The sequence below is a fragment of the Mycobacterium gordonae genome (genome assembly GCF_002101675.1).
GTDB classification, from domain to species: Bacteria; Actinomycetota; Actinomycetes; order Mycobacteriales; family Mycobacteriaceae; genus Mycobacterium; species Mycobacterium gordonae.
Map to the genome: position 1 here is coordinate 1 of NZ_LQOY01000246.1, position 21,771 is coordinate 21,771.

At 67.3% G+C, this 21,771-nt stretch carries 17 protein-coding genes; 10 read left to right on the forward strand and 7 right to left on the reverse strand.

The window, feature by feature from the left end:
* Nucleotides 1–270: 270 nt before the first annotated feature.
* Nucleotides 271–864: a hypothetical protein gene (locus tag AWC08_RS32010; RefSeq protein WP_069435464.1), complete on the forward strand. Its 594-nt coding sequence runs from the start codon at nt 271–273 to the stop codon at nt 862–864.
* Between the two features lie 44 nt (nt 865–908).
* Here the strand turns inward: AWC08_RS32010 and AWC08_RS32015 are convergent, their stop codons facing one another.
* Together AWC08_RS32015 and AWC08_RS32020 are read right to left on the reverse strand one after the other, a co-directional pair.
* Nucleotides 909–5,729: a cation-translocating P-type ATPase gene (locus AWC08_RS32015; RefSeq protein WP_069435463.1), complete on the reverse strand. Its 4,821-nt coding sequence runs from the start codon at nt 5,727–5,729 to the stop codon at nt 909–911.
* Nucleotides 5,730–5,814: 85 nt separating this feature from the next.
* Nucleotides 5,815–6,744, reverse strand: coding sequence for a sigma-70 family RNA polymerase sigma factor (locus AWC08_RS32020; RefSeq protein WP_065135216.1), 930 nt, complete (start codon nt 6,742–6,744; stop codon nt 5,815–5,817).
* 168 nt (nt 6,745–6,912) lie between these two features.
* On the opposite strand from AWC08_RS32020, the gene AWC08_RS32025 reads away from it, so the two are divergent.
* A complete protein-coding gene (locus AWC08_RS32025) occupies nt 6,913–7,647 on the forward strand; it encodes a DUF899 domain-containing protein (protein ID WP_065135215.1) in 735 nt (244 codons plus the stop codon).
* A 75-nt stretch (nt 7,648–7,722) separates the two neighbouring features.
* Here AWC08_RS32025 and AWC08_RS32030 read toward each other — a convergent pair whose 3' ends face one another.
* Nucleotides 7,723–7,947 carry a hypothetical protein gene (locus AWC08_RS32030; RefSeq protein ID WP_065135214.1) on the reverse strand — a complete coding sequence of 75 codons (225 nt, stop codon included), beginning with the start codon at nt 7,945–7,947 and terminating at the stop codon, nt 7,723–7,725.
* 129 nt (nt 7,948–8,076) lie between these two features.
* On the opposite strand from AWC08_RS32030, the gene AWC08_RS32035 reads away from it, so the two are divergent.
* Both AWC08_RS32035 and AWC08_RS32040 read left to right on the forward strand, forming a co-directional pair.
* Nucleotides 8,077–8,940 (forward strand): rhomboid family intramembrane serine protease, encoded by an 864-nt coding sequence (locus tag AWC08_RS32035; RefSeq protein ID WP_083271459.1) that lies wholly within the window; start codon nt 8,077–8,079, stop codon nt 8,938–8,940.
* A 96-nt stretch (nt 8,941–9,036) separates the two neighbouring features.
* Nucleotides 9,037–9,498 carry an SRPBCC family protein gene (locus AWC08_RS32040; RefSeq protein WP_085088715.1) on the forward strand — a complete coding sequence of 154 codons (462 nt, stop codon included), beginning with the start codon at nt 9,037–9,039 and terminating at the stop codon, nt 9,496–9,498.
* A gap of 6 nt (nt 9,499–9,504) precedes the next feature.
* Here AWC08_RS32040 and AWC08_RS32045 read toward each other — a convergent pair whose 3' ends face one another.
* The 4 genes from AWC08_RS32045 to AWC08_RS32060 are packed head-to-tail and all read right to left on the reverse strand — an operon-like array spanning nt 9,505 to nt 14,192.
* A complete protein-coding gene (locus tag AWC08_RS32045; protein ID WP_085088718.1) occupies nt 9,505–10,275 on the reverse strand; it encodes an SDR family NAD(P)-dependent oxidoreductase in 771 nt (256 codons plus the stop codon).
* 1 nt (nt 10,276) lies between these two features.
* Complete coding sequence (locus AWC08_RS32050) at nt 10,277–11,863, reverse strand: AMP-binding protein (RefSeq protein WP_069433787.1); 1,587 nt, start codon at nt 11,861–11,863, stop codon at nt 10,277–10,279.
* Nucleotides 11,856–12,596, reverse strand: a complete 741-nt coding sequence (locus tag AWC08_RS32055; protein ID WP_069433788.1) for a GntR family transcriptional regulator — start codon at nt 12,594–12,596, stop codon at nt 11,856–11,858. The genes AWC08_RS32050 and AWC08_RS32055 overlap by 8 nt, the downstream gene beginning before the upstream one ends.
* 12 nt (nt 12,597–12,608) lie before the next feature.
* Nucleotides 12,609–14,192 (reverse strand): SMP-30/gluconolactonase/LRE family protein, encoded by a 1,584-nt coding sequence (locus AWC08_RS32060; RefSeq protein ID WP_232007876.1) that lies wholly within the window; start codon nt 14,190–14,192, stop codon nt 12,609–12,611.
* Nucleotides 14,193–14,329: 137 nt separating this feature from the next.
* On the opposite strand from AWC08_RS32060, the gene AWC08_RS32065 reads away from it, so the two are divergent.
* From AWC08_RS32065 to AWC08_RS32090, 6 genes are read left to right on the forward strand one after another with little or no spacing between them, the layout of a single operon-like run.
* Entirely contained in the window at nt 14,330–15,193 is an 864-nt protein-coding gene (locus AWC08_RS32065; protein ID WP_069433790.1) for an SDR family NAD(P)-dependent oxidoreductase, read from the forward strand.
* A gap of 12 nt (nt 15,194–15,205) precedes the next feature.
* Nucleotides 15,206–16,567 carry an aromatic ring-hydroxylating oxygenase subunit alpha gene (locus AWC08_RS32070; protein WP_232007877.1) on the forward strand — a complete coding sequence of 454 codons (1,362 nt, stop codon included), beginning with the start codon at nt 15,206–15,208 and terminating at the stop codon, nt 16,565–16,567.
* On the forward strand, nt 16,564–17,742 hold the full coding sequence (locus AWC08_RS32075; protein ID WP_069433792.1) for an LLM class flavin-dependent oxidoreductase: 1,179 nt from the start codon (nt 16,564–16,566) through the stop codon (nt 17,740–17,742). Before AWC08_RS32070 ends, AWC08_RS32075 begins: the two co-directional genes overlap by 4 nt.
* Entirely contained in the window at nt 17,739–19,577 is a 1,839-nt protein-coding gene (locus AWC08_RS32080) for a flavin-containing monooxygenase (protein WP_069433793.1), read from the forward strand. The genes AWC08_RS32075 and AWC08_RS32080 overlap by 4 nt, the downstream gene beginning before the upstream one ends.
* Nucleotides 19,574–20,509 (forward strand): SDR family NAD(P)-dependent oxidoreductase, encoded by a 936-nt coding sequence (locus AWC08_RS32085; protein ID WP_069433794.1) that lies wholly within the window; start codon nt 19,574–19,576, stop codon nt 20,507–20,509. Before AWC08_RS32080 ends, AWC08_RS32085 begins: the two co-directional genes overlap by 4 nt.
* Nucleotides 20,502–21,692: a CaiB/BaiF CoA transferase family protein gene (locus AWC08_RS32090; protein ID WP_069433797.1), complete on the forward strand. Its 1,191-nt coding sequence runs from the start codon at nt 20,502–20,504 to the stop codon at nt 21,690–21,692. Before AWC08_RS32085 ends, AWC08_RS32090 begins: the two co-directional genes overlap by 8 nt.
* The last annotated feature ends 79 nt before the right edge of the window (nt 21,693–21,771 follow it).

A 21,771-nucleotide genomic window follows, 5' to 3' on the forward strand; every position in this document is an offset into this window, starting at 1 on the left:
AACCGCGACACCGACCCGCGAAGCGCACCCAACGCCTCCGCCCAGTCCGCACGGGTGCCGCAACTCATACCCGAATTGTATTGTGGCGCAGCGACAAGAATGGCCGTCACGGCCTACCGGTCGCCTACTCCGACCCGTCCGATTGCGGCGCGGGTTCCGCGCGTGCTCGAGCCCCACCGAGAGCCTCCATCGGCTGTGGTGAACACCGGAGGTCTTGCCTGCAGGGCGCCGAGTCATGATCCTGGACAGATATCGAAAGGTGGTCGACCGATGACAGGATCCGATGGTGGCTGGGCGGGCGTCGAAATCTGCTTTTTGCGCACCGGGATCGGTGTTGTCGACAACATTCGCAGGGACGGTGATCGCGTGTGGTTCACCTTCGCTCGGCCCGGCGAACTTCCCGAAAATCTCTGGCTGGCAACCCCCTTCTTCGACCAGAGACTTGTCAACGGCGATTGGGCTGCTATCGAAACGGAAGGTGAGGGCCCCCCTGAGCCCGATTGGAGGCATTCGGAGATACGGCGGATCCGCCCGCCGCTCGATGAACCGCCAGAGTTTGCGCTGCAGATCGAGCCGGTTCGGAGCTATGGCGACGGGGAGGTCATGGTCAACGTCCATCTGGGCAGCGGGCGATGGTTTTCCCGGTTCAAGGCGACGGATCGGTTGTATCCCGCCTACGAGCGCGGCGGTTGGCATCTGCCCGGGGCGCGGCAGCTGGATGGACATGGGTCGGGCCGAACGTGGTCGGATGCGGATGCTCCTTCGCTCCCCTACGACGTGGAGACCCTGCTGGAACTGCTCTACGCGGCGTCGAGACTTGCCCGCAGCCTGATTCTTGATCGACCGCAACTCTTTGAGGCGTGAGCCCGCTTCCAGCTGATCCTAACCGGCACAACCGCTTTGGCTTGCTACTCGGATTCGTCATCCGGCGCGGGTGTGACCGCGCCGACCGCCCGGTTCAACCAGTGCGGCGCCAGCATCGAGATCGCGGTGGTCCCCGCAGTGGCGCCGATGACGCCCGACCAGGCCACCGGCCCCAGCGGTGTGCAGCCGAAGAACTGACTCAGCACCGGCGTCTGGATGATGCCGACCAGTACCCCCGCGCTGCCCAGCGCCGTGGCCACCACCAGCGGACTGTGACTGCGGCTCTGCAGGGTCTGTGCCAGCTGCATCGTGACCAATGCGGTCAAACCCATTGTAGCCGTGCGCCTTTCGGTGCCCGGCGTCCAGCGTCCGATGGCCCATGCGGTGGTTGCGGCGGCGGCGGTGATGACTCCGCGGTTGACGATCTGGCGCATCAGCGGCTCGTCGAGGGACGGCGCCGGCTGGGTCAGCAGGTCGCGCTGCAATGTCCGGCGCGCTTCCTCGATCTGCTCGGGCGTCAGCTCCCCGTCGTCTTCGGGGTCGTCGTACTGAGACGTGACGGCGACGGCCAGGGCGGGGAACATGTCGGTCAGCAGGTTCACCAGCAGCAGTTGCCGGGTTCCCACCGGCGCCCGCCCCTGGCCGAACGCGGTCCCCAGGATCGTGAACAGCACCTCGCCGACATTCCCGCCGACCAGGATCGTGACCGCGTCGCGCACACCGGCCCACATGTTGCGGCCTTCGACCAGAGCGTCGATCAGCACCCCCAGATCATCGTCGGTCAGCACGATGTCGGCCGCGCCGCGGGCGGCCGAGGATCCGCGACCGCTGACCCCGATCCCCACGTCGGCCATCCGGATTGCGGCAGCGTCGTTGGCGCCGTCGCCGACCATGGCGGTCACTCGGCCGCTGCGCTGCAGCGCCGCCACGATCTGCACTTTCTGCTCCGGGCTGACCCGCGCGAACACCTGGACGTCGGCGGCCAGCTTGGTGTGTCCTTCGGCGTCCATGCTGGCGAACTCGGCGCCGGTCACCACGCGCACGTCCGCGGGCAGGCCCAGTTGCCGGGCTATCGCACGTGCGGTGATTGGGTGGTCGCCGGTGATCAGCACCACGTGTCGCTCGGCCTCTATGAGCGCCTCGATCAGCGGCCGCGCCGACGCCCGGGCGGTATCGGCCAACCCGACATAGCCGATCAGGTCCAGGTCGTGCGCCGCGGCGTCGACCGCCTCGACATCGGTGTCGCCGTCGGTGGTGCCGAGCTCCCAGGGCCGCTGCGCGACGGCCAGCACCCGCAGACCTTGGGCGGCGAGGCTGTCGACCAGAGCCTCGGCCCCGGCGTCGACGGATCGGCAGCGCGGCAGGATGGTCTCCGGCGCGCCCTTCACCATCAGTACGGGCGTCGTGTCGGTAACCTCTGCGCCGATCGAGGCGGCGTAGCCGCGGCTGGATTCGAAGGGCACCTCCGCCAGCACCGTCCAAGGCGAATCCCCTTCGGCATCAAGCGAAATCGCCGCGGTGATGATGGCCTCGTCGGTTGCGTGCGCGTGTCCCTCGCCGTCGTGCGGCTGCGTCGATGCGCGCGCCGCGGCCCGCAATACCGCGATGGCCGCGGGATCGTCGGACTCGGGGAACGGCCCGTCGGCAGCAATACCGTTCGGCACCGCACGCACCACGCGCAGCCGGTTCTCGGTGAGTGTGCCGGTCTTGTCGAAGCACACGGTGTCCACCCGCCCCAGGGCCTCGATCGCGCGAGGTGATCGCACCAGGACGCCGCGCGTCGTCAGGCGCTGCGCGGCGGCCAGCTGCGACAGGGTTGCCACCAACGGCAGACCTTCCGGCACCGCGGCGACCGCGATGGCCACGCCGTCGGCGACCGCCTGCCGCAGCGATGTGCGGCGCAGCAACGACAGGCCGGTCACCGTCGCGCCGCCGGCCAGGGTGAGCGGCAGCACCTTGCTGGTCAGCTCACGCAGCCGCGCCTGCACGCCGGCCGATGTCTCGACGTTTGCCACCGCTGATATCGCGCGTTGCGCAGCAGTACCGACCCCGGTGGCGACGACGATGGCCCGCGCGCGTCCGGCGACGATGGTGCTGCCCTCGAACAGCATGCTGGCCCGGTCCGGGTCGTTGACGGCGACGGGATCGACCTGCTTGTCGACCGGCAACGACTCGCCGGTGAGGAAGGATTCGTCGACCTCGAGGTCGTCGGCCACCAAGATTCGGGCGTCGGCCGGTACCACTTCGGGGGCAGCCAGGTCGATCACGTCACCGGGGCGCAGCTTCTTGGCCGACACGGTGGCGGTCCGGGTGGCGTGCCGGGCGGCCTCCAGCCGGCGCCGGGTGGTCGCCACAGCGGGCACGACCACACGGCGTACGAGCTGATCCTGCTCGGCGAACAGCTCGGCCGCTGCGGCCTCGGCCCGCAGGCGCTGTACGCCACCGGTGAGCGCATTGACCGCCATGACGCCCGCGACCAGGACCGCGTCGACATTGCTGCCCACGATCGCCGACGCCGCCGCACCCACCGCCAGGATCGGAGTCAGCGGGTCGCGCAGCTCGACACGCGTCGCGGCCGCCAACCGTCCCAACGTCTGGGCCGGGCCGCGCAGGGGAGCCACCACCGGTTCGTAGGACAAGTCGTCGAGCCGGCGCCGCCAGGTCGGGGTATCCGATTCGACGGCCAGCGGGCGTGACCCGCCGGCCAGGCGCGAGTAGACGATTTCGGGGTCGAGCGCGTGCCAGGCGGTCAGCGGTTGCGGCGTGGGGTCGGGCAGCCGCAGCACCCGGGCGGCCGACAGTGACCCGCCCAGCAGAGCCGTCACGGCAGCGGCGTTGACCGGGTTGAGCCAGCGGCGGAACGACGCCGGATTACTGGTTCTGCCGTCTTCTCCGGTGACGAGCAACAGGCCGGCCAGCGTGGTGCCGCCCTGGGCCAGGTGCACGGCGGATTCGCTGGCCGCACGCGCCACCGGCAGCGCGGACAGGATCCGTACCGCGGCCGCCAGATCGGTACCGGTGATGATGTCGGCGGTCCACGGCGTGGCGGCCCGCGGGTCGTCCAGGGCGACGCCGACGTCGGCGATGGCCAGCGCGGCGAGCGTGTCGGTGGAGGCAAAGTCACGGTGCAGGGCGGTGATCAGCAGTACCGGTCCGCGGTCGGCCCGCAAATCCCGGACCAATTTCAGTAGCGGGGTACCGGGCGGATGGGTGGAACCGACGCTGGCGGACAGGTCCTCGGTACCGGCCACGTGGCGCAACACCACCCGGGCCCCGGTTCGGTGTGCGGTCTGCATCAGGGGGATCGCGTAGGGGTCGACCTCCCACCCCACGTCGACGCTGCCCACCCGGTCGCCGTCGTTGATCAGCTCGGCGTGCTCGAGACCCTGTGCCGGCGTCGCCGACGGCCCTTGCGACCGGATCCACTTCAAGCGCGCACCGATGGCGGGCAGTTCGTCCGGGTCGGGCTCGGGTGCCTCCTCGCCGTGCAACAGCGCATCGGCCACCTCGTAGACCCGGTCGTCGTCCCAGCCGGGCTCCTCGCCCTGCGCCCGCAGCACCGCACGGTGGTCGCCGCGCAGCGCGGCACCGTCGATGACGACCACCTGCACCCGGTCCAGCCGGCGCAGCGCACCGGGATCGAGCAACAGCAGCCCGGCGTTGGCCAGGCCGCGGCCGAGCGTCGTCGCGAACGCCTCCCGGCCCACGTGCGCGGCCTTGGGAACCCCGGCCAGGATCGCCTCGGCGGCCTCGGCGGCGCCGCCACCGGCGAACAATGCGCCCGCAGCCGCGATGACCGAACCGCTCGCGGCCTGGTCCACGTAATTCTCGATCGGGCCCTTGATGGAGCCCTTGCCGGTGTCGATCGCGCAGTCGATGGCACCGTCCACCACGACGTGCGAGGCCTCGCCCGCGGCGGCAGCGGCCCAGTGGTGTCGGGGCGTGTGCTCGTCTGCCGCCGACGAGAGGATGGGAACGACCGGTGCCTGCGGGCGGCTCGGTGAGGCGAGTTCGGGTTCCCGTTCCCGCCAGCGTTGCCGATGCGCCGTCGCCTCGGACAGCTGCAGGGTGCGCTGCGTGAGATTCAGCAGGGGCGTGCCGACCGACTGGCTCAATCCGTAGGCCAGCGCCGTCGAACCGCTGAGTGCGATGTCAGTGCCCACGCGGCCGAGCCGGGATTCCAGGACGGCCACCACCCGCGGCTGGTAGTTCATCAGGGCCGCCGCGGCCCGTGCGCTGCGCGGCGCCATCGGCAGCCGGGTGAACCAGCCGGTGACGGCGGCGCCGACCGCGACGGCGTCCATGGCCGCGGCGGTCAGCGGCACCAGGATCGCCAGCGGGTTGCCCGGATCGGCAAAGGGCGCCGAGTGGGGTGTGGGCCCGGTTTCGGTTGCGGCGAGGTCAGCGGCGACCGCGGCCGCTGTGTCCCGCACCTCGTCCAGCACGTCGTCGGCGTCGGCGTCCGCGGCAATCTCGACGACCAGCCGACCCAGTGCGCCCTCCACGTGGGCCTTGTCGACTCCGGCGATCCGGCGGACCGGCTCCTCGATCACCGGGGCGTATTCGTGCCATCGGGGGAACGGCAGCAGCGGGTCGAGGTCGAGGTGTACCCGCCGGCCGCTGTGCCAGCGCACCGGCGGCGTGACCGGTTCTGGTGCGCCGTCGACCGAGCCGCCCAGGCCGATCGCGCGGCCGGTGCTGTGCGCCATGGTCTGCACGACGGGCCCGACGAGTTCGGTCACCGGGCTGGTCAGCGTCTGCACCGCTCCGACAGCACCCGCCGCCGTATTGACCCCTGCCTGAATCGCCTGAACCGCTCCACCGGTGAGAGTGCCGACAAGGTCGGCCACACCCGGGATCTTCATCCATCACCCTTCGATCACGTCTACCGCGCCAATCCTCCCGGGGCCTCGAAGACCTGTCCACACGGCCCGCGGGGATTCGGCCGGATTACCGCGTGGGCGGCAACCCAAACGCGGCGAACAACGTCGGGTCGAGGAAGACGGTCATCACCGCTATCCCGGGTGTCCCGGCCCGGGAACGGCAGGTGAGAACCTGGATGGAATGGGCTTGCATGATGTTATCGGCGTTGCGCCGATATTCGGCGACCGCGGGCTGTGCGTTCGCTGAGGTTGGGACCATCCGCAGGTCGCCGGGCGCGGCGATGGCCCGGTCGGCGAGGAAGCGAAGCACATTGTCGCGCCCGAAGAACCATTCCCGCATCGGTGGCATCTCGAGCCTGACGTCCTCCTGCAGCAGCTCCGTGAGGGCGGCCATGTCGGCGTTCTCGAATGCTGCGCAGTAACGGTCGACCAGATCGCGGCGCGCAGCGTCTTCTGGCTCGCTCACGTCGTCCTCGTCCGGGGCGATCTCGGCGAGCCGGCCGCGGGCGCGCTGCAGGGAACTGTTGACGGCCGCGGGCGTGGTTTCCAGCAGTTCGGCCACTTCGGCTGCGCTGAACTGCACGACGTCGCGCAGGATCAGGACAGCTCGCTGCCGGGCGGGCAGCTCTTGCAGGGCGGTCATCACTGCCAGCCGAACACTCTGGCGTACGAACAGGGCGTCCTCAGGCGCCTGGTACAGGTACGTGTCGGGGATGGGTTCCAGCCACTCGCTGTCGTCGATCGGGTCGTCCAAAGGCAGCACGCGGCGGGCGCGGTTCTCCAGCGCCCGCAGGCACGCCGTCGTCGCGATCCGGTACAGCCAGGTGCGTAATGCCGCGCGTTCCTCGAACGCCGAATAGCCTCGCCAGCCGCGTAGGTAGGTCTCCTGCACCAGGTCCTCGGCGTCGTGCACCGATCCGAGCATGCGGTAGCAGTGCGCGATCAGCTCGGCGCGCAGCGGCGCCGCCCGCTCCATGAACTCCGATTGCTCCGACATGTCTGTATAGATACATCCGCGCCCGGGAAATCATCGCCGACCAGGCCAGCGATGAACCGCGGCGGTCCGGCGTATCTGCATTGGTGAGCGAGATACCTCTGACACCAGGATGGACTGCCGATGTCGACCGGTGGCCTGAAGACTCGCGTAAGGAGAAGGGAGATCACCATGAAGACACCTCCGATCGTGTCCGCCGACGAGTGGACCGACGCGCACCGGCGGTTGCTGGCGAAGGAGAAAGAACTGACCCGGGCGCGGGACGCGCTGGCCGCGGAGCGCCGCCGGATGCCCTGGCTTGCGGTGGACAAGGACTACGTGTTCGAAGGGCCGGACGGGCCGATGAGCCTGCTGGACCTGTTTGCGGGACGGCGTCAGCTGGTCCTCTACCGTGCTTTCTTCGAGCCCGGGGTGCACGGCTGGCCCGATCACGGATGCCCGGGCTGTTCGATGGTCGCCGATCACATCGGCCACCTTGCGCACGTGAACGCCCGCGACACCACCCTGGCGTTCGCCTCCCGGGCGCCCCAGGCCGACATCGCGCGTCTCAAGCGGAGCATGGGTTGGCAGATGCCGTGGTACACGCTGACCGACGGGTTTGACGCGGACTTCGGGGTCGACGAATGGCACGGCACCAACGCCTTCATCCACGACGGGTCGCGGATTTACCGCACCTACTTCGTCAACAACCGCGGCGACGAGGTGCTGGGCAACACCTGGAGCATCCTGGACATGACGGCGCTGGGGCGGCAGGAGGACTGGGAGGACTCCCCGGAGGGCTACCCGCAGACCAAGCCGTACGAGTGGTGGTCCTGGCACGACTCGTACGCCGAGCATGTGCCGTCCCGCTGGTTCGGCGATCCGGATCCCAATGACCCCAATGATCAACGGCCGCCGCGGAATTGATTTGCGCAATGTCTAAATGGCGCGGTGGCCGTCAGCGGCCACGCGTCGAAACAGGGCTGGAGAAAGTCCGCCGCCCTACAAATATCGGTGGTTTGCTCTGCCGACGTGGTATCCGGTCGGGAATGACTTCTCGATCACCTGGAGATGGTGGTCCACCCTGGACTCCAGCTCAAGGACTACGCAGCCGTCGCCGACGGCCTTGGATTCGAGAACGATGTACCGCTGACCACCGTCGGTGATCGGGTCACCAGAGTGCAAATGTTCGACCGGCACCAACTCGGGTGTTCCGTCTGACTCCACCTTTGACACAGTAGGTCAACTCGGCGGGCGAGGAAACAGTGTCGCCAGCGGGTCGCCATTTTCGGCGAGCACGGCGGCGACACCCTCCCAGGGCGCGCCCGCACCGCGGGCGACCGCAACAATGGGTGCGTGACCAGCCCCAGCCCAGCGCAGCTACCGGCCGACGCGCCGACGTGCTACCGGCATCCCGGCCGCCAGACTTACGTCCGCTGCACGCGCTGCGAACGGCCTATCTGTGGCGATTGCATGCGCAGCGCAGCCGTCGGTCACCAGTGTGTGGAGTGCGTGCAGGCCGGTGCCCGCACGATTCGGCCCCAGCGCACGCGCTTCGGTGGGCGGGAACGGTCTGGGCTGCCGGTCATCACCCTCGGGCTGATCGTCGTCAACGTCTTGGCGTTCGTCGCCGAGATGGCGGTCGCGAATGTGCAACGGGATTTCGCGCTGTGGCCGCCGGCGGTGGCGGACGGACAGTTCTACCGACTGGTGACCTCCGCTTTCCTGCACTACGGCCCCACGCATCTGCTGCTGAACATGTGGGCGCTCTACGTCGTGGGCCCGCCGCTCGAAATGTGGCTGGGGCGATTGCGATTCGGGGCGCTGTATGCGCTGAGTGGCCTAGGCGGCTCGGTGTTGGTGTATCTGTTGTCGCCGCTTAATACGGCGACGGCGGGCGCATCGGGGGCGGTGTTCGGGTTGTTCGCCGCGACGTTCGTGGTGGCCAAGCGGTTGACCCTCGACGTGCGGTGGGTGGTCGCGGTGATCGCGTTCAACCTGGTGTTCACGTTCGTGGTGCCGCTGGTCAGCTCGCAGCAGATCAGCTGGCAGGGACACGTGGGCGGGCTGGTCGCGGGTGCCCTGGTGTCGGCGGCGTACGTGTACGCGCCGCGGCAGCGACGGGATCTGGTGCAGGCGGCGGCGACGGTTGCGGTGCTGGTGGTGTTCGCGGTGCTGATCTGGTGGCGCACAGCGTCGCTGCTCGCCCAGTTCGGGTGACTCGGGTCCGCGAGCAGACACAAAAGCCCTCTGGAGCATTCGCTCCGAGGTGCTTTTGTGTCTGCTCGCGAGGGGAGGGTGAGTAGGTTGGCGGCTATGAGCTGGTGGATCGCCCACGCCGAGCGGACGCTGACCGAAGAGGTGCCCGCACCTCCGGAGAAGGTACGCGACTACTACGCCGACCTGGACAATATTAGGCTGGTCCACCCGCTGATCGTGTCGGTGGAGTTGTTGTCCCGCCACGAATCTCCCGACGGCTACCGGGTGAGCTATCAAGTGGTGGACCGGATTCCGCTGGGGCCGCTCACGTTGAAGGCCACCTACCGTGCGCGCCTGGAAGTTCCGGTGACCGGCGACGTGCACACCGAAGCCGACCAGGCGCCGGGTGTCCGGCTGCGCGCAACGGTGAGCTTCGAACCGATCGACGGCGGCACCCGGATCACCGAACGGATACGGTTCGCCGCACCGCGGCCGCTGGCATCCTTCACCGTTCGCCAGGCCGTCAAGGCGCACGCGAAGATGCTCTACGGCATCCGGCGCCAGTTCGAATTGCGCTGAGCTCGATCAGGTCTTCCACTCCGAGTTCAGCGCGCGCTCGGAGAGGTATTTGGTGGCGCTCCACCCGCCGTCGACGACGATGGTCTGCCCGTTGATGAAGGCGCCGCCAGGGGAGCAGAGGAACGCCACCGTGCTCGCCACGTCATCTACGGTGCCCAACCGCTGATGCGGGGTCATCTCGACGTTGATCCGCCGGAACCGCTCATCAGCCAGCCGATGCTCGGTCATGGCGGTCTGGATAACGCCGGGAGCCACTGCATTGCAACGTATTCCCTGCGCACCGTACTGGCAGGCGATATGGGTGGTCATCGCCGTGAGCCCACCCTTGGCGGCCGAGTAGGCGCCGCCGCGCATCCCGCCCACCACCGCGAAAGTCGAGGTGATGTTCACGATGCCCGAGCCGGGCCGCAGGTGGGGGAGCACCTCACGCACCAAGCGGAAGGGGGCGCGCAACATCAAACCCAGGAAATGGTCCAGGGATTCGTCGTCGGTCTCGTGCAGCGGCTTGGGACTGCCGATGCCGGCGGCGTTGACCAGAAAATCGACGCGGCCCCACTCCGAGACCGCGGCGTCGACGATCTGGCGCGGAGCGTCGTCTCCGGCTAAATCCACGGCCAGGGTGGCGACCCGCTCGGGATCACCGATGGCCCGCGCCAGCCGGGCCAGCTTGCCCTCGTCTCGTCCGGTCGCCAATACAGCCATCCCGGCGTCGGCGAGCCTTGTCGCGCAACCTGATCCGATGCCTCCGGTCGCACCCGTCACGATCGCCACCTGCATGTCAGTGCTCCGCTTTCATCAGCGCGGCCTTGATCTGGTGCTTGAGCACCTTGCCCGCGTCATTCTTCGGCAAGTCATCCCAGATGACCACCTGCTCAGGGGCTTTGAAGCGCGCGACGCCGGCGGACACCAGAAAGTTCAGCAGGCTCGGCACATCCGGGCCCGGTGCCGCGGCGGGAACCACGACCGCGCAGGCCCGCTCCCCGGTGCGTTCGTCCGGCAGTCCGACGATGGCGACCTCGGCAATGCCCGGATGGTTGGCCAGGACGTCTTCGACTTCCTTCGGGGAGATGTTTTCACCGTTTCGGATGATGATGTCCTTGGCGCGGCCGGTGACCACCAGGTATTCGTCGTCCACCCAGCGCGCCAGATCGCCGGTGCGAAAGTAGCCGTCGGCGTCGAAGGATGCGTCCTCGTCCTCCGGATGTAGGTAGCCGACCAGCATCTGCGGTCCCCGAACGCGGATTTCTCCAGCCACCAGCCTGACGTCTGCCACCCCTGGCCGTCCGTCGGTGTCGGCGGCGTGCTCGCGGTCTCCGGTCGAGCCGACCGTGGTCACCGGGACCTCTGTCGACCCGTACACCCGCGTGACGATGGTGGACTCGAAATATGCTGCAGCTCTTCTAATCAGCGTCGGCGACACCGACGCACCACCGCAGATGAAAACCTTCAGATCGGGCAGCCGAGTGTCCGCGTGCTGGGCCGCGCTCAGCAGCTGCTCCAGAAACGGTGTGGCGCCGGCCATATGCGTGCACCGCTCGGCCACCATGAGCCGCGCCGCCCGATCGGCGTCCCAGCGCTCGATCAGCACGGCTGTGGCGCTCAGCAGGAACGGTGCTTCGAAGGCGTAGATGGAGCCGCCGATGTGCGCGATCGGCGAGGCCACCAGGAACACGTCGCCGGGCTCGACCAGCCAGTGCTCGCCGATCTGGCGGAGCAGCGCGTGAATGGAATTATGGCTGTGCAGAACACCTTTCGGCCGGCCGGTGGTGCCTGAGGTGTAGAGGATCATGCGTACCGCATCAGGATCGAGTCTGGGCAACGGCGCAGCGGACCGGGGCAGGAGCGAGGCGAACGGGATGTGACCCGGCCGGCATTCGCCACGCACCACCACCACTTCCGGCGGTGACTGTAGCTGTACGGTCACCGCGCCCAGCATCGCCGCAAAGTCGTGCCCGGCGAACACCGACGGAATGAAGACCATCCGACTGTCGGCGTCTTCAAGGATGAACAGCAATTCCCGGTCTCGCAAGGACGGCAAGACCGGGTTGGCCACCATGCCGGCCAGCGTGGTGGCCAGGTAAATCACCGCGGCCTCATGCCAATTGGGCAGCATGAACGACACCACACTACCCGGCGGCATGTGGGCGGACAGTGCATGTGCGAGCGCCGTTGCGTCTCGGTAGAGGTCCACGCACGTCAACCGGTGATCACCGTCGATCAGGGCCACCCGATCGGGCGTGTGTGTGGCGGACTCGCGTAGCGCATCCGCCAATGTGCCGTCGGTCCATGAGCCCTGTGCATACGCCGCCGCGGCCCGCTCGTCATCCCAACGGAGCCAACGGCCGTCGATCAGCCTCCTAGCCACGTACTCGTCGCATCGTCATCGAATGCCGGAAGCGAGCTGCCGGGTGCGTGTTGATCGTCACCTGTGCCACCCGATCATCCGACGCGCGGTAGGTGCGTCGAACCTGCAAGGCCGGGGTCCCTGGCTCGACGTGGAGGAACGCTGCCAACTCGGCGGCCGGCATCACCGCGATGATGTCCTGTTGTACTTCAACAATACTGAGCCCGAACAGGTCTTCGATCAACGGAAAAATCGGGCCTTCGTGACGTTGCAGCAGGCGTCCGACCGCCGCGAACTCACGGTTGATGTAGTACTCGGTCCGGCACAGGGCCGTTGCGGAATCGACGTCCAGACGGGCACCGCGAACCGAGAGCCATTGTTCACCTGCAGGCAGACCCGTCCGGATGGACAGGTCGTCGTCGATGTCGACCATCGCGACGGACTCGATCGCGAAGCGGGTGCCGGAGGCGAAGTCCAGCAGGTCATTGATCGACATGACGTGCTGGACATAGGAATCCGCCGAAGGCCGCGGTACCACCAGGGTCCCGGTGCGCGGCCGCGACGACACCAGGTTGTCGTCGCGCAGCCTGCGCAGCGCCTCCCTGACGGTGTAGCGGCTGACGGCGAAGCGTTCACACAGTTCGTGCTCGGTCGGCAGCTGGGAACCGACCGGGTAGACACCGTCCACGATCTCCTTGCGCAGGGTGCGGGCCACCTGGAGATAGCGGTGGTCGGCCACTTTTGCTTCGGACACTGTTGCCGCCTTTCAGTTTTCCCGGCGCAGCGCCAACACACTGCCCTCGGCGTCGGCGGAGAGGTACAGCGTGCCATCGGCTCCGGCGGCGATGCCGGCGAACGGGCCCTGCGGACCGGAGAACGGCGGCATGCCGCGCAGCGGCTTGGGCACCACGCCGGGCGGTGCGCCGACCGGCAGATCCGCGGCGATGGTCGCCCGGGTTCCGCTGTCCAGGTCGACGGAGACGAGTTCCCTTGCGCCGGCGTCGATGACGTATACCTGCCGGCCGAGTACCAGCAGACCCTGCGGGCGCTGCAGGCCCTCGATCAACGGACCGCCGCCACCCACTCGGATGATCCGGCCGGCCCCGGCCTCGGAGACCAGACATGTCCCGTCGGGAGCCAGCGCCACACCAACGGGTTCAAGCAGCCCGGACGCCAGCACGTCCACCTCGCCGGCCCGGATGCTCAGCACCCGCCCCGCGCCCAACTCGGCCACCACCACGGCGTCGCCCGGCTCAACGGCGACACCGTAGAGCTGATCGAAACCCTCTGCCAGAATGGAGCTTTCATTGTCGCCGGGCCGATAACGGGCCACCTCGCCGTTGGAGGTGGTGACGACGAACTCACCCGGCCCGGCCGCGGCCAGGCCGCGCAGGAACCCGGGATAGCCCGGGCTGAACAGCATGCCCGCGGTCGCCAGCGCACCACCGGTCAGCGTGTACAAGTAAGTCCCATCGGCGATGTAGAGATTCCCGTCGGCGCCCACCGTGAGGTCCAGGGGCCAGTTCAGCCCGCCGCCCAGCACCGTGCGGATCTGGCCGTCGGGCAGTATCTCGGTGATCTCGCCGGTGAAGTTGGAGACGAACAACCGGTGGCCCACGAAGGTCAGGTTGTCCAGGCCGGGATTGAGTTGCGCAAGCACCCGTTGTTGTCCGGTGCGGGGGTCGATCCGCAACACCTGGCCGCTGTGCACCTGCGTCGACACGAGGTATCCCTCGGCGTCGAACTTGACCGCATCGGGTACTCCCAGATCCCCTGCCACCCGTTGCGGCCCGCCGCCCTCGAGATCGACACGCCAAATTTCGTTGGCGCCCATCACCGGGAAGTACAACAGTCCGTCCGGACCAACCTCCATCGCGTTCGGTGACGGCACGTCCTCCAGCAGCACCCGCGACGGACCGCCGGCGCGGTCGAGTTCCAGCAGGCGCCCGCCCGGCCGGCATTCCCCGACGAACAACCTGCCCTGGTGAACGGTGATGCCGTTGGCCGACGGGACGTCGTCGCGCAACACCCGGGTCCGGCCCGCGGTGTCGCGGATGCTCACCCGCCCGTCCATCACTTCGGTCGCATAGAGGTTGCCGTCCGGATCGAACGCCACGTCATCCGGGGCGATGATGTCACCGCCCCTGGCGCTGACGGTGTCGAGCCCGCCGGTCTTGAGGTCCAGGGCGCTGATCTGGCTGCCGGTCACCTGGGCGATGTAGATCCGGCCGTCGGGTCCGGTGCGCAGCCCGTTGGCGCCGAACAGGCGGCTGGGCTCCGTGAGCCGCGTGAGGGTCCACCCCGCTGCCAGGCGCGGCGGCCAGGCGGCGGTGTAGCGAGCAGCCTTCACCGCTCGGACGATAGCAACGTGGCCTTGGTCCAGACAATAGCGAACAGCCAGTCCACCGATGGCCTTGACGAGCGGGCTGCTGGCAGAGAATCATGCTCTCTAATGAGTGCACGCCATTATCATGTCCGGACAATTAAGTGAGCCAGACTGAGCTGAGCCTCGCTGGCCGGGTCGTGGTGGTGGCCGGTGCCGCGGGTGGCGGGATCGGCACCACGGTCACGCGCGTCGTCGCGGAAGCGGGCGCGACCGTAATCGCGGTCAGCCGGGGCCGCGCCAATCTCGACGAGCACATCGGGCCGCTGGTCGGCGAAGGGCTAGCGGTGGTTCCGGTGGCCGCGGACGTGTCCACCGATGTCGGGGTGACCTCCGCGATGGCAGCCGCCGTCGGCGCCCACGGCGAGCTCTACGGTCTGGTCAATGTGGCGGGCGGCGCGGACCCCTCGACATGGATGCCCTCGACGCGGGTGACCCGTAACGACTGGCGGGATCTGTTCACCCAGAACCTCGAGACGATGTTCTTCATGAGCCAGGCGGTGGCCGCCGAACTCAAACGCCGCAAACTCCCCGGTTCCATCGTGTCGATCTCGTCGATCAGCGGGATGAACACCGCGCCGTTCCACATCGCCTACGGCACCGCCAAGGCCGCCATTGTCGCGGTTACCCGAACCATGGCAGCCGAATTGGCGTACGAGGAAGGGGGCCAGCCGATCCGGGTCAACGCCGTGGCCCCCGGCGTCACCGCCACACCCGCATCGCAGACCTATACCGACGATGATCCGAAGCGCGACCGCCGTGCCATCGCCATGGGGCGGCGGGGGCGTCCGGACGAGGTGGCCGGCGCCGTGCTGTTCCTGTTGTCGGATCTGTCGACGTACATCACCGGGCAGACGTTGCTGGTCGACGGCGGGCTGAATCTCAGGTGGGGGCATCTGGGTGCCGACAACACCTCGCTGTTCTTGAAAGACGAGTCCTTTCGTGCCGCGATCAAGCGGTGGGACTGACAGGAGGTGCATGTGGACGACGATTTGACGGCGCCGGTCACCATCGGCGTCGAGGCCTACCTTTCCGCGGACTATGTGCGCGCCGAACGAGACCGGCTGTGGCGCAAGGTCTGGCAGCAGGTGGGCCGGGTCGAGGATCTGCCCAAGGTTGGCAGCTACCTGACCTACGACATCCTCGACGACTCGATTTTGGTGGTGCGCACCGGTGCTGACACCTTCAAAGCCCACCACAACGTCTGTGTCCACCGCGGTCGCCGCCTGGTGGACACCCCCGTCGGCGCCAAAAACGCTTCCGGGCACAAGAAGTCATTCGTCTGCGGCTTTCACGGCTGGACCTATGACCAGGACGGCACCTGCACGCACATCCCCGAGCGGGCCGACTGGCAGGGCGCGCTGACCCCCGAGAACACGCACCTGAGCATGGTCAACGTCGACACCTGGGGCGGTTGGATCTGGATCAACATGGACCCCGCCGCAGAGCCCCTGCGCGACTACCTCGAGCCCGCCGCGACCATGCTGGACCCGTTCAATCTGCAGGACATGCGGTGCAAGTGGCGAAAGTGGCTGCATTTCCAGTGCAATTGGAAGGTCGCGATGGAGGCCTTCAACGAGACCTATCACGTCGCGACCACACATCCGCAGTTCAACAAGTTCGGCAACTTCCGCGGCTGGGCGGCCGCCCACGGCAAGCACAGCAACATCGGCTACGACGCGCCGAAGGACCTGGCGGAGACCAAATCCAAGATCCGGCTCGGCACCGGCGCCGACCCGCGCCTGTCGACCGCCGAGATGCAGCTGTACACCCTCGAGGAGACCAACGCGACCACCACCAGGACGTTGGTGGACGCGGCGCTGCGACTCGTCGACGAGTTGCCGGAAGACGCACCGGCCGACCAGGTGCTCAATCACTGGCTCACCTCGGCGCGCCGCGACGACGAAGCCCGCGGCGTCACCTGGCCCACCATCGATCCCGAGCACCTCGCCAACAGCGGCACCGCCTGGCAGATTTTCCCGAACTTCCAGATCGGGCAGGGACTGACCACGGCGCTGTGCTACAGCGCCCGCCCGCACGGCTACGATCCCGACCGGTGCATCTTCGAGGCCTCGTGCTACGAGCTGTACCCGAAAGGCAAAGAGCCACAGACAGAGTGGGTGTACGCCCCACCTGACGACCCGAACTGGCGCAGCGTGCTGCCGCAGGACTTCTCCAACATGGCCGCGGTGCAGCAGGGCATGAAGTCCCTGGGTTTCCGAGGGCCAAAACCCAATCCCTACATGGAACGCAGCACGGCGAACCTGCACCGCAATCTCGCAAAGTATCTGGGGACCGGGGCCCCGCAACAACTGGAAACAGAGACGGAGACGCAACGATGAAGGTCAATCTCGGCTTCGGAGCCCACAATTCGCAGGACTGGGACCGCGTGCTCGCCGAAGACTTCAGCCGGCCGCCGACCACCCCGGACTGGGAGTGCGTGCAGGGCACCCTGGCGATCGCGGACCTGGCCGAACCCCTCGGATTCGACGGCATCTGGATGCCGGAACACTGCGGGACGCCGTACGGGATGACGCCCAACCCGATTCAGGCGTTGAGCTACTTCGCCGGACGAACCGAACGCATCAGCCTGGGCACCTTCGTCGTGGTGGCCCCATGGTGGCATCCGGTGCGCCTGGCACACCAGATCGCCTATCTCGACATCATCTCCAATGGTCGCTACGACACCATCGGAATCGGGCGCGGAGTGTCCAAGGGTGAATTCGACGCCGTGGGCGTACCTCGCGAGGAAAGTCGGCAGCGGTTCAATGAGACACTGGACATCCTGAAGCTGGCGTTCTCCGGGGAGCGGTTCTCCTACGACGGGGAGATCTTCCAGGTGCCGGAGATGTCGCTGCGGCCTGAACCGCGCAGCCGTGATCTGTTCTCCCGCATCTACAGTTCGTCCTCGACTGCGGAGTCGCTGGAGATACTGTCGCGCCGCGGCATGGTGCCACTGTTCGTGGGCAACAAGCCGATCGAGGACGCCGGACGGGAAGTCCAGCAAGTCAACATCTTCCGCAAGGAAGAAGGTTTACCACCGTGTCAGCCCAAGAACGTGATGTTCATGTACTGCACACCGGACGCCCTGGGTGCTGCGAGATCCGAGGAGTGGATCTGGACGGCCAACCGGGACGTCACCGTCCACTACGGGTTCGCCGACGCGTCGAACTTCAAGGGCGTCAAAGGATATGAAGCGTATGCGGCGCGCGAGGCCACGGCGACCGCGGTGTTGGCGTCCTCGGTCACCGCTGACGCGAAAGGCGCCCCGAAGACACCCGGCTACCACGCTTCCAATCTGCTGATCGGCACGCCCGACGAGATCTACCACCGCATTGTCGCGGCCCAGGAGGCGTGCTCGTTCTCGGAGCTGACGATCGTCCCGCAGTTCGGCACCATGCCTTACGACGAGGCGCTGGACAGCACGCGGCTGTTCGCCGAGGAGGTGCTGCCCGCCGTGCACGAGATGGCGGCACCGTTGCATCCCGCGGCGCTGCCGGAGAATGCTCTGGCATGACCGGCATTCCCGACTGTTCGCCGACCACGACGCCGGACGACATCGACCTGCCGGCGCTGCGCGAGAAGTACCGCCGGGAGCGTGAAAAGCGGCTGCGCCCAGAGGGTTCCCAGCAGTACATCGAACTGGTAGACGACTTCGCCGGGTTCTATGAGATCGACCCGTACTCGCCTGACCTGCTTCGTGAGCCGATCTCGGCCGACATCGACGTGGCGGTCCTGGGCGGCGGCTTCGGGGGTCTGCTGTGCGCCGCGCACCTGAAGAAGGCCGGTGTGCAGGACGTTCGAATCATCGAGCTGGGGGGCGACTTCGGCGGCGTGTGGTACTGGAACCGCTACCCCGGTCTGCAGTGCGACAACGAATCGTACTGCTACATTCCGCTGCTGGAGGAACTGAACTTCATTCCTAGCAAAAAGTTCGCCGATGGCACCGAAATCTACGAACATTGCCGGCGCATCGGTAAGCATTACGGGCTCTACGATTCCGCGCTGTTCTCCACGCAGGTGCGCGACCTGAACTGGGACGAGGGCATCACGCGCTGGCGGGTGAGCACCAATCGCTACGACGACATCCGGGCGCGGTTCGTGGTGATCGCCTCCGGTCCGTTCCACCGGCCCAAGCTGCCGGGCATTCCTGGCATCAAAGACTTTGCAGGTCACAGTTTCCACTCGTCGCGCTGGGACTACGGCTACACCGGCGGGGACGCCACGGGCGGGCTTGACAAGCTGAGTGACAAACGGGTCGCCGTCGTCGGCACCGGGGCGACCGCCGTGCAGATCGTGCCGTTCCTGGGCCGTTATGCCAAGCACCTGTACGTGTTTCAGCGCACTCCATCCTCGGTCGGTGTGCGCAACAACACGCCGACCGATCCGGAGTGGGCGAAGTCGCTGCAACCGGGCTGGCAGAAGGAACGCCAGCGCAACTTCCACGCCTGGACGTTCGAGGGCATGGCGCTGGGCCAGCCCGATCTCGTCTGCGACTTCTGGACGGAACTGGGTCGGAACACGGCCGCCCGGGTCCTGGCGCTGCCCGATCCCGCGGCGATGACCCCCGAGCAGTTCATGGCCATCCGCGAGGAGGAGGACTACAAACTCATGGAGCGGTTGCGGCGCCGCATCGAAAACATCGTCGAGGAACCCGAAACCGCCGAGGCGCTCAAGCCCTACTACCGATTCCTGTGTAAGCGGCCGTGCACCAACGACGACTACCTCCCGACATTCAACCGCCCGAATGTGACGCTCGTTGACGTGTCGGGCACTAAAGGCGTCGAGAGGGCGACGGCAAAAGGACTGGTGGCCAACGGGATCGAATACGAGGTTGACTGCATCATCTACGCCAGCGGGTTCGAGATCACCACCGAACTGCGCCGCCGGTACTCGATGGAGAGGATCGAAGGTCGCGACGGCCTGTCGCTGTTCGACCACTGGAGCGACGGATACCGGACGCTGCACGGGATGACCAGCCGCGGCTTCCCGAATCAGTTCTTCACCGGCTTCACCCAGGTCGGGATATCGGCGAACATCGCAGCGAACTACGAACTGCAAGGCGAGCACATTGCCTACATCATCGCCGAAGCCCTCAAGCGGGGCGCGACGACCGTCGAACCCAGCCAGGGGGCGCAAGACGCGTGGTGCCAGACCATTCGCGAGACCGCGATCGACAACAGCCAGTTCGACTTGGAATGCACGCCTGGCTATTACAACAACGAGGGCGGCGGAACAGAGGGAATCCGCTCGCACCTCGGCGAACCCTACGGACCAGGCTTCTACGCGTTCGGTGAACTACTCGCGCAGTGGCGCGCCCAGGGTGACCTGGACGGTCTCGAACTGCGATGAACGATCTCAGATACGACGATCGCGTCGCGGTGATCACCGGCGCGGGCCGCGGTCTGGGCCGGGCGTACGCCCTGATGCTGGCGGCCAGGGGCGCCAAGATCGTGGTGAACGACACCGGTGGCACATTGACCGGCGACGGCGCGGATCCCACACCGGCACAGCGGGTTGCCGGCGAGATCGCGGCGGCGGGCGGAGTCGCCGTCGCCTGCACCGAGTCGGTGACCACCGCCGCCGGCGGGCAGGCTATCGTCCAGGCCGCCCTTGACCATTTCGGGCGGATCGACATCCTGATCCACAACGCGGGCACCGTGCGGCGCGGGTCGCTGAAAGAGCTGAGTCACCAGGATTTCGACGCCGTGCTGGACGTGCATCTGCGTGGCGCTTTTCACGTGGTGCGTCCGGCCTTTCCGCTGATGTGCGACGCGGGCTTCGGCCGCGTTGTGCTGACCTCCTCGATCGGCGGTATGTACGGAAACAAAGGCGTCGCCGGTTACGCCGCCGCCAAGGCGGGACTGATCGGTCTGTCCAATGTCGTCGCCCTGGAAGGTGCGGCCGAAGGTGTTCAGTGCAACGTCATCGTCCCGTCAGCGGTGACGAGAATGGCTGAGGGCCTGGATGTTTCGGCGTATCCGCCGATGGGTCCCGAACTGGTGGCGCCCGTGGTCGGCTATCTCGCGCACGAGTCCTGCCGGGTCAACGGTGAGGTCCTGATAGCGATCGCGGGCCGCGTTGCCCGCGCGGTAGTCGCCGAGAGCCCAGGAGTGCAGCGGTTGGCATGGACCATCGAGGACGTCGCCGAACAGCTCTACGCCGTGCGCGATCTCAGCGCACCGCTGGTCTTCCCGGTGGTGCCCGACGGGCACGCCGATCATATCCGGTACAGCTTCGAGTCGGCGGCGTGGGCGATCAAGGAGAATGCCCACCATGTGTGATCGGAAGCCCGGACCTCTGGCGGGCGTGCGTGTCGTCGACCTCACCGCGATGGTGATGGGCCCGTACTGCACCCAGATCATGGCCGACATGGGCGCCGACGTCATCAAGGTCGAGCCGCCGCAGGGCGACGACACCCGATATGTCTCGGTGGGGCCGGCCCCCGGAATGAGCGGCGTCTTCGTCAACGTCAACCGCGGAAAGCGCGGGGTCACGCTGGATCTGAAATCCGATGCGGGCCGGACCGCCCTGCATGCCCTGATCGAACGCGCCGACGTCTTCATCCACTCGATGCGCGCAGCAGCGATCGCCCGGCTCGGACTCAGCTACCCCGAGGTGGCCGCCCTGAACAAGACGATCGTGTACACCAACTGCTACGGGTACAGCCGGCGCGGACCCAACCGGGACCTGCCCGCCTACGACGACACGATCCAGGCCGCCTGCGGGCTGCCGTCGGTACAGCAGCAGCTCACCGGCGAAGCCAACTATGTCGGGACGATCGTGGCCGACAAGGTCGCCGGGCTGACGGCCCTCTACGCAACGATGATGGCGCTCTTCCATCGGGAACGCACGGGTGAGGGTCAGGAGGTGGAGGTCGGCATGTTCGAGGCCATGGCCTCGTTCATGTTGGTCGAGCACGCCAACGGCGCGATGTTCGATCCGCCGCTGGGGCCCGCGATATACCCGCGCGCGGTGGCGCCGAATCGGCGGCCCTACCGCACCAGCGACGGCTTCATCTCGGCCCTGATCTACAACGACAAGCACTGGGCCGCCTTCACCGATGCCGTGCGACCGGCATGGAGCAGCGAGCGGTACGCGACGCTGGAAGGGCGGGCCCGTCAGATCGACACCGTGTATGCACTGCTGGCTGAGACGTTCGCCCAGCGCACCACCCAGGAGTGGCTGGATCTGCTCCGCCGGCTGGAGATACCGGCGTCGGCGTTGTCCTCGCCCGCCGCGTTGTTCGACGACCCGCAACTCGATGCCGTCGGGTTTTTCCAGACGGTGGACAGCCCGCAAGGGCCGGTGCGCTTCCCGGGCGTCCCGACCTGGTTTTCCCATACCCCTGGCAGGGTCACCGGCCCCGCTCCGGAGCTCGGCGCGCACACCTCTGAGGTGCTGGGCGAATTGGGTCTCAGCTGCATCGATGTCGGTGTCAACGCCGAAGCGACGGAACCGGCATGAGCCCGTGACATCAGCTACATTGATGAATCATATGCACTAATGTATCTTTCGCTTATCGGCCCTTTGGCCGGGCAAAGCG

Excerpts from the sequence above, each read along its gene's own strand:
- AWC08_RS32010 (WP_069435464.1), top strand. The coding sequence starts at position 271 with ATGACAGGATCCGATGGTGGCTGGGCGGGCGTCGAAATCTGCTTTTTG.
- AWC08_RS32015 (WP_069435463.1), bottom strand. The coding sequence starts at position 5,729 with ATGAAGATCCCGGGTGTGGCCGACCTTGTCGGCACTCTCACCGGTGGA.
- AWC08_RS32020 (WP_065135216.1), bottom strand. The coding sequence starts at position 6,744 with ATGTCGGAGCAATCGGAGTTCATGGAGCGGGCGGCGCCGCTGCGCGCC.
- AWC08_RS32025 (WP_065135215.1), top strand. The coding sequence starts at position 6,913 with ATGAAGACACCTCCGATCGTGTCCGCCGACGAGTGGACCGACGCGCAC.
- AWC08_RS32040 (WP_085088715.1), top strand. The coding sequence starts at position 9,037 with ATGAGCTGGTGGATCGCCCACGCCGAGCGGACGCTGACCGAAGAGGTG.
- AWC08_RS32045 (WP_085088718.1), bottom strand. The coding sequence starts at position 10,275 with ATGCAGGTGGCGATCGTGACGGGTGCGACCGGAGGCATCGGATCAGGT.
- AWC08_RS32075 (WP_069433792.1), top strand. The coding sequence starts at position 16,564 with ATGAAGGTCAATCTCGGCTTCGGAGCCCACAATTCGCAGGACTGGGAC.
- AWC08_RS32080 (WP_069433793.1), top strand. The coding sequence starts at position 17,739 with ATGACCGGCATTCCCGACTGTTCGCCGACCACGACGCCGGACGACATC.
- AWC08_RS32085 (WP_069433794.1), top strand. The coding sequence starts at position 19,574 with ATGAACGATCTCAGATACGACGATCGCGTCGCGGTGATCACCGGCGCG.
- AWC08_RS32090 (WP_069433797.1), top strand. The coding sequence starts at position 20,502 with ATGTGTGATCGGAAGCCCGGACCTCTGGCGGGCGTGCGTGTCGTCGAC.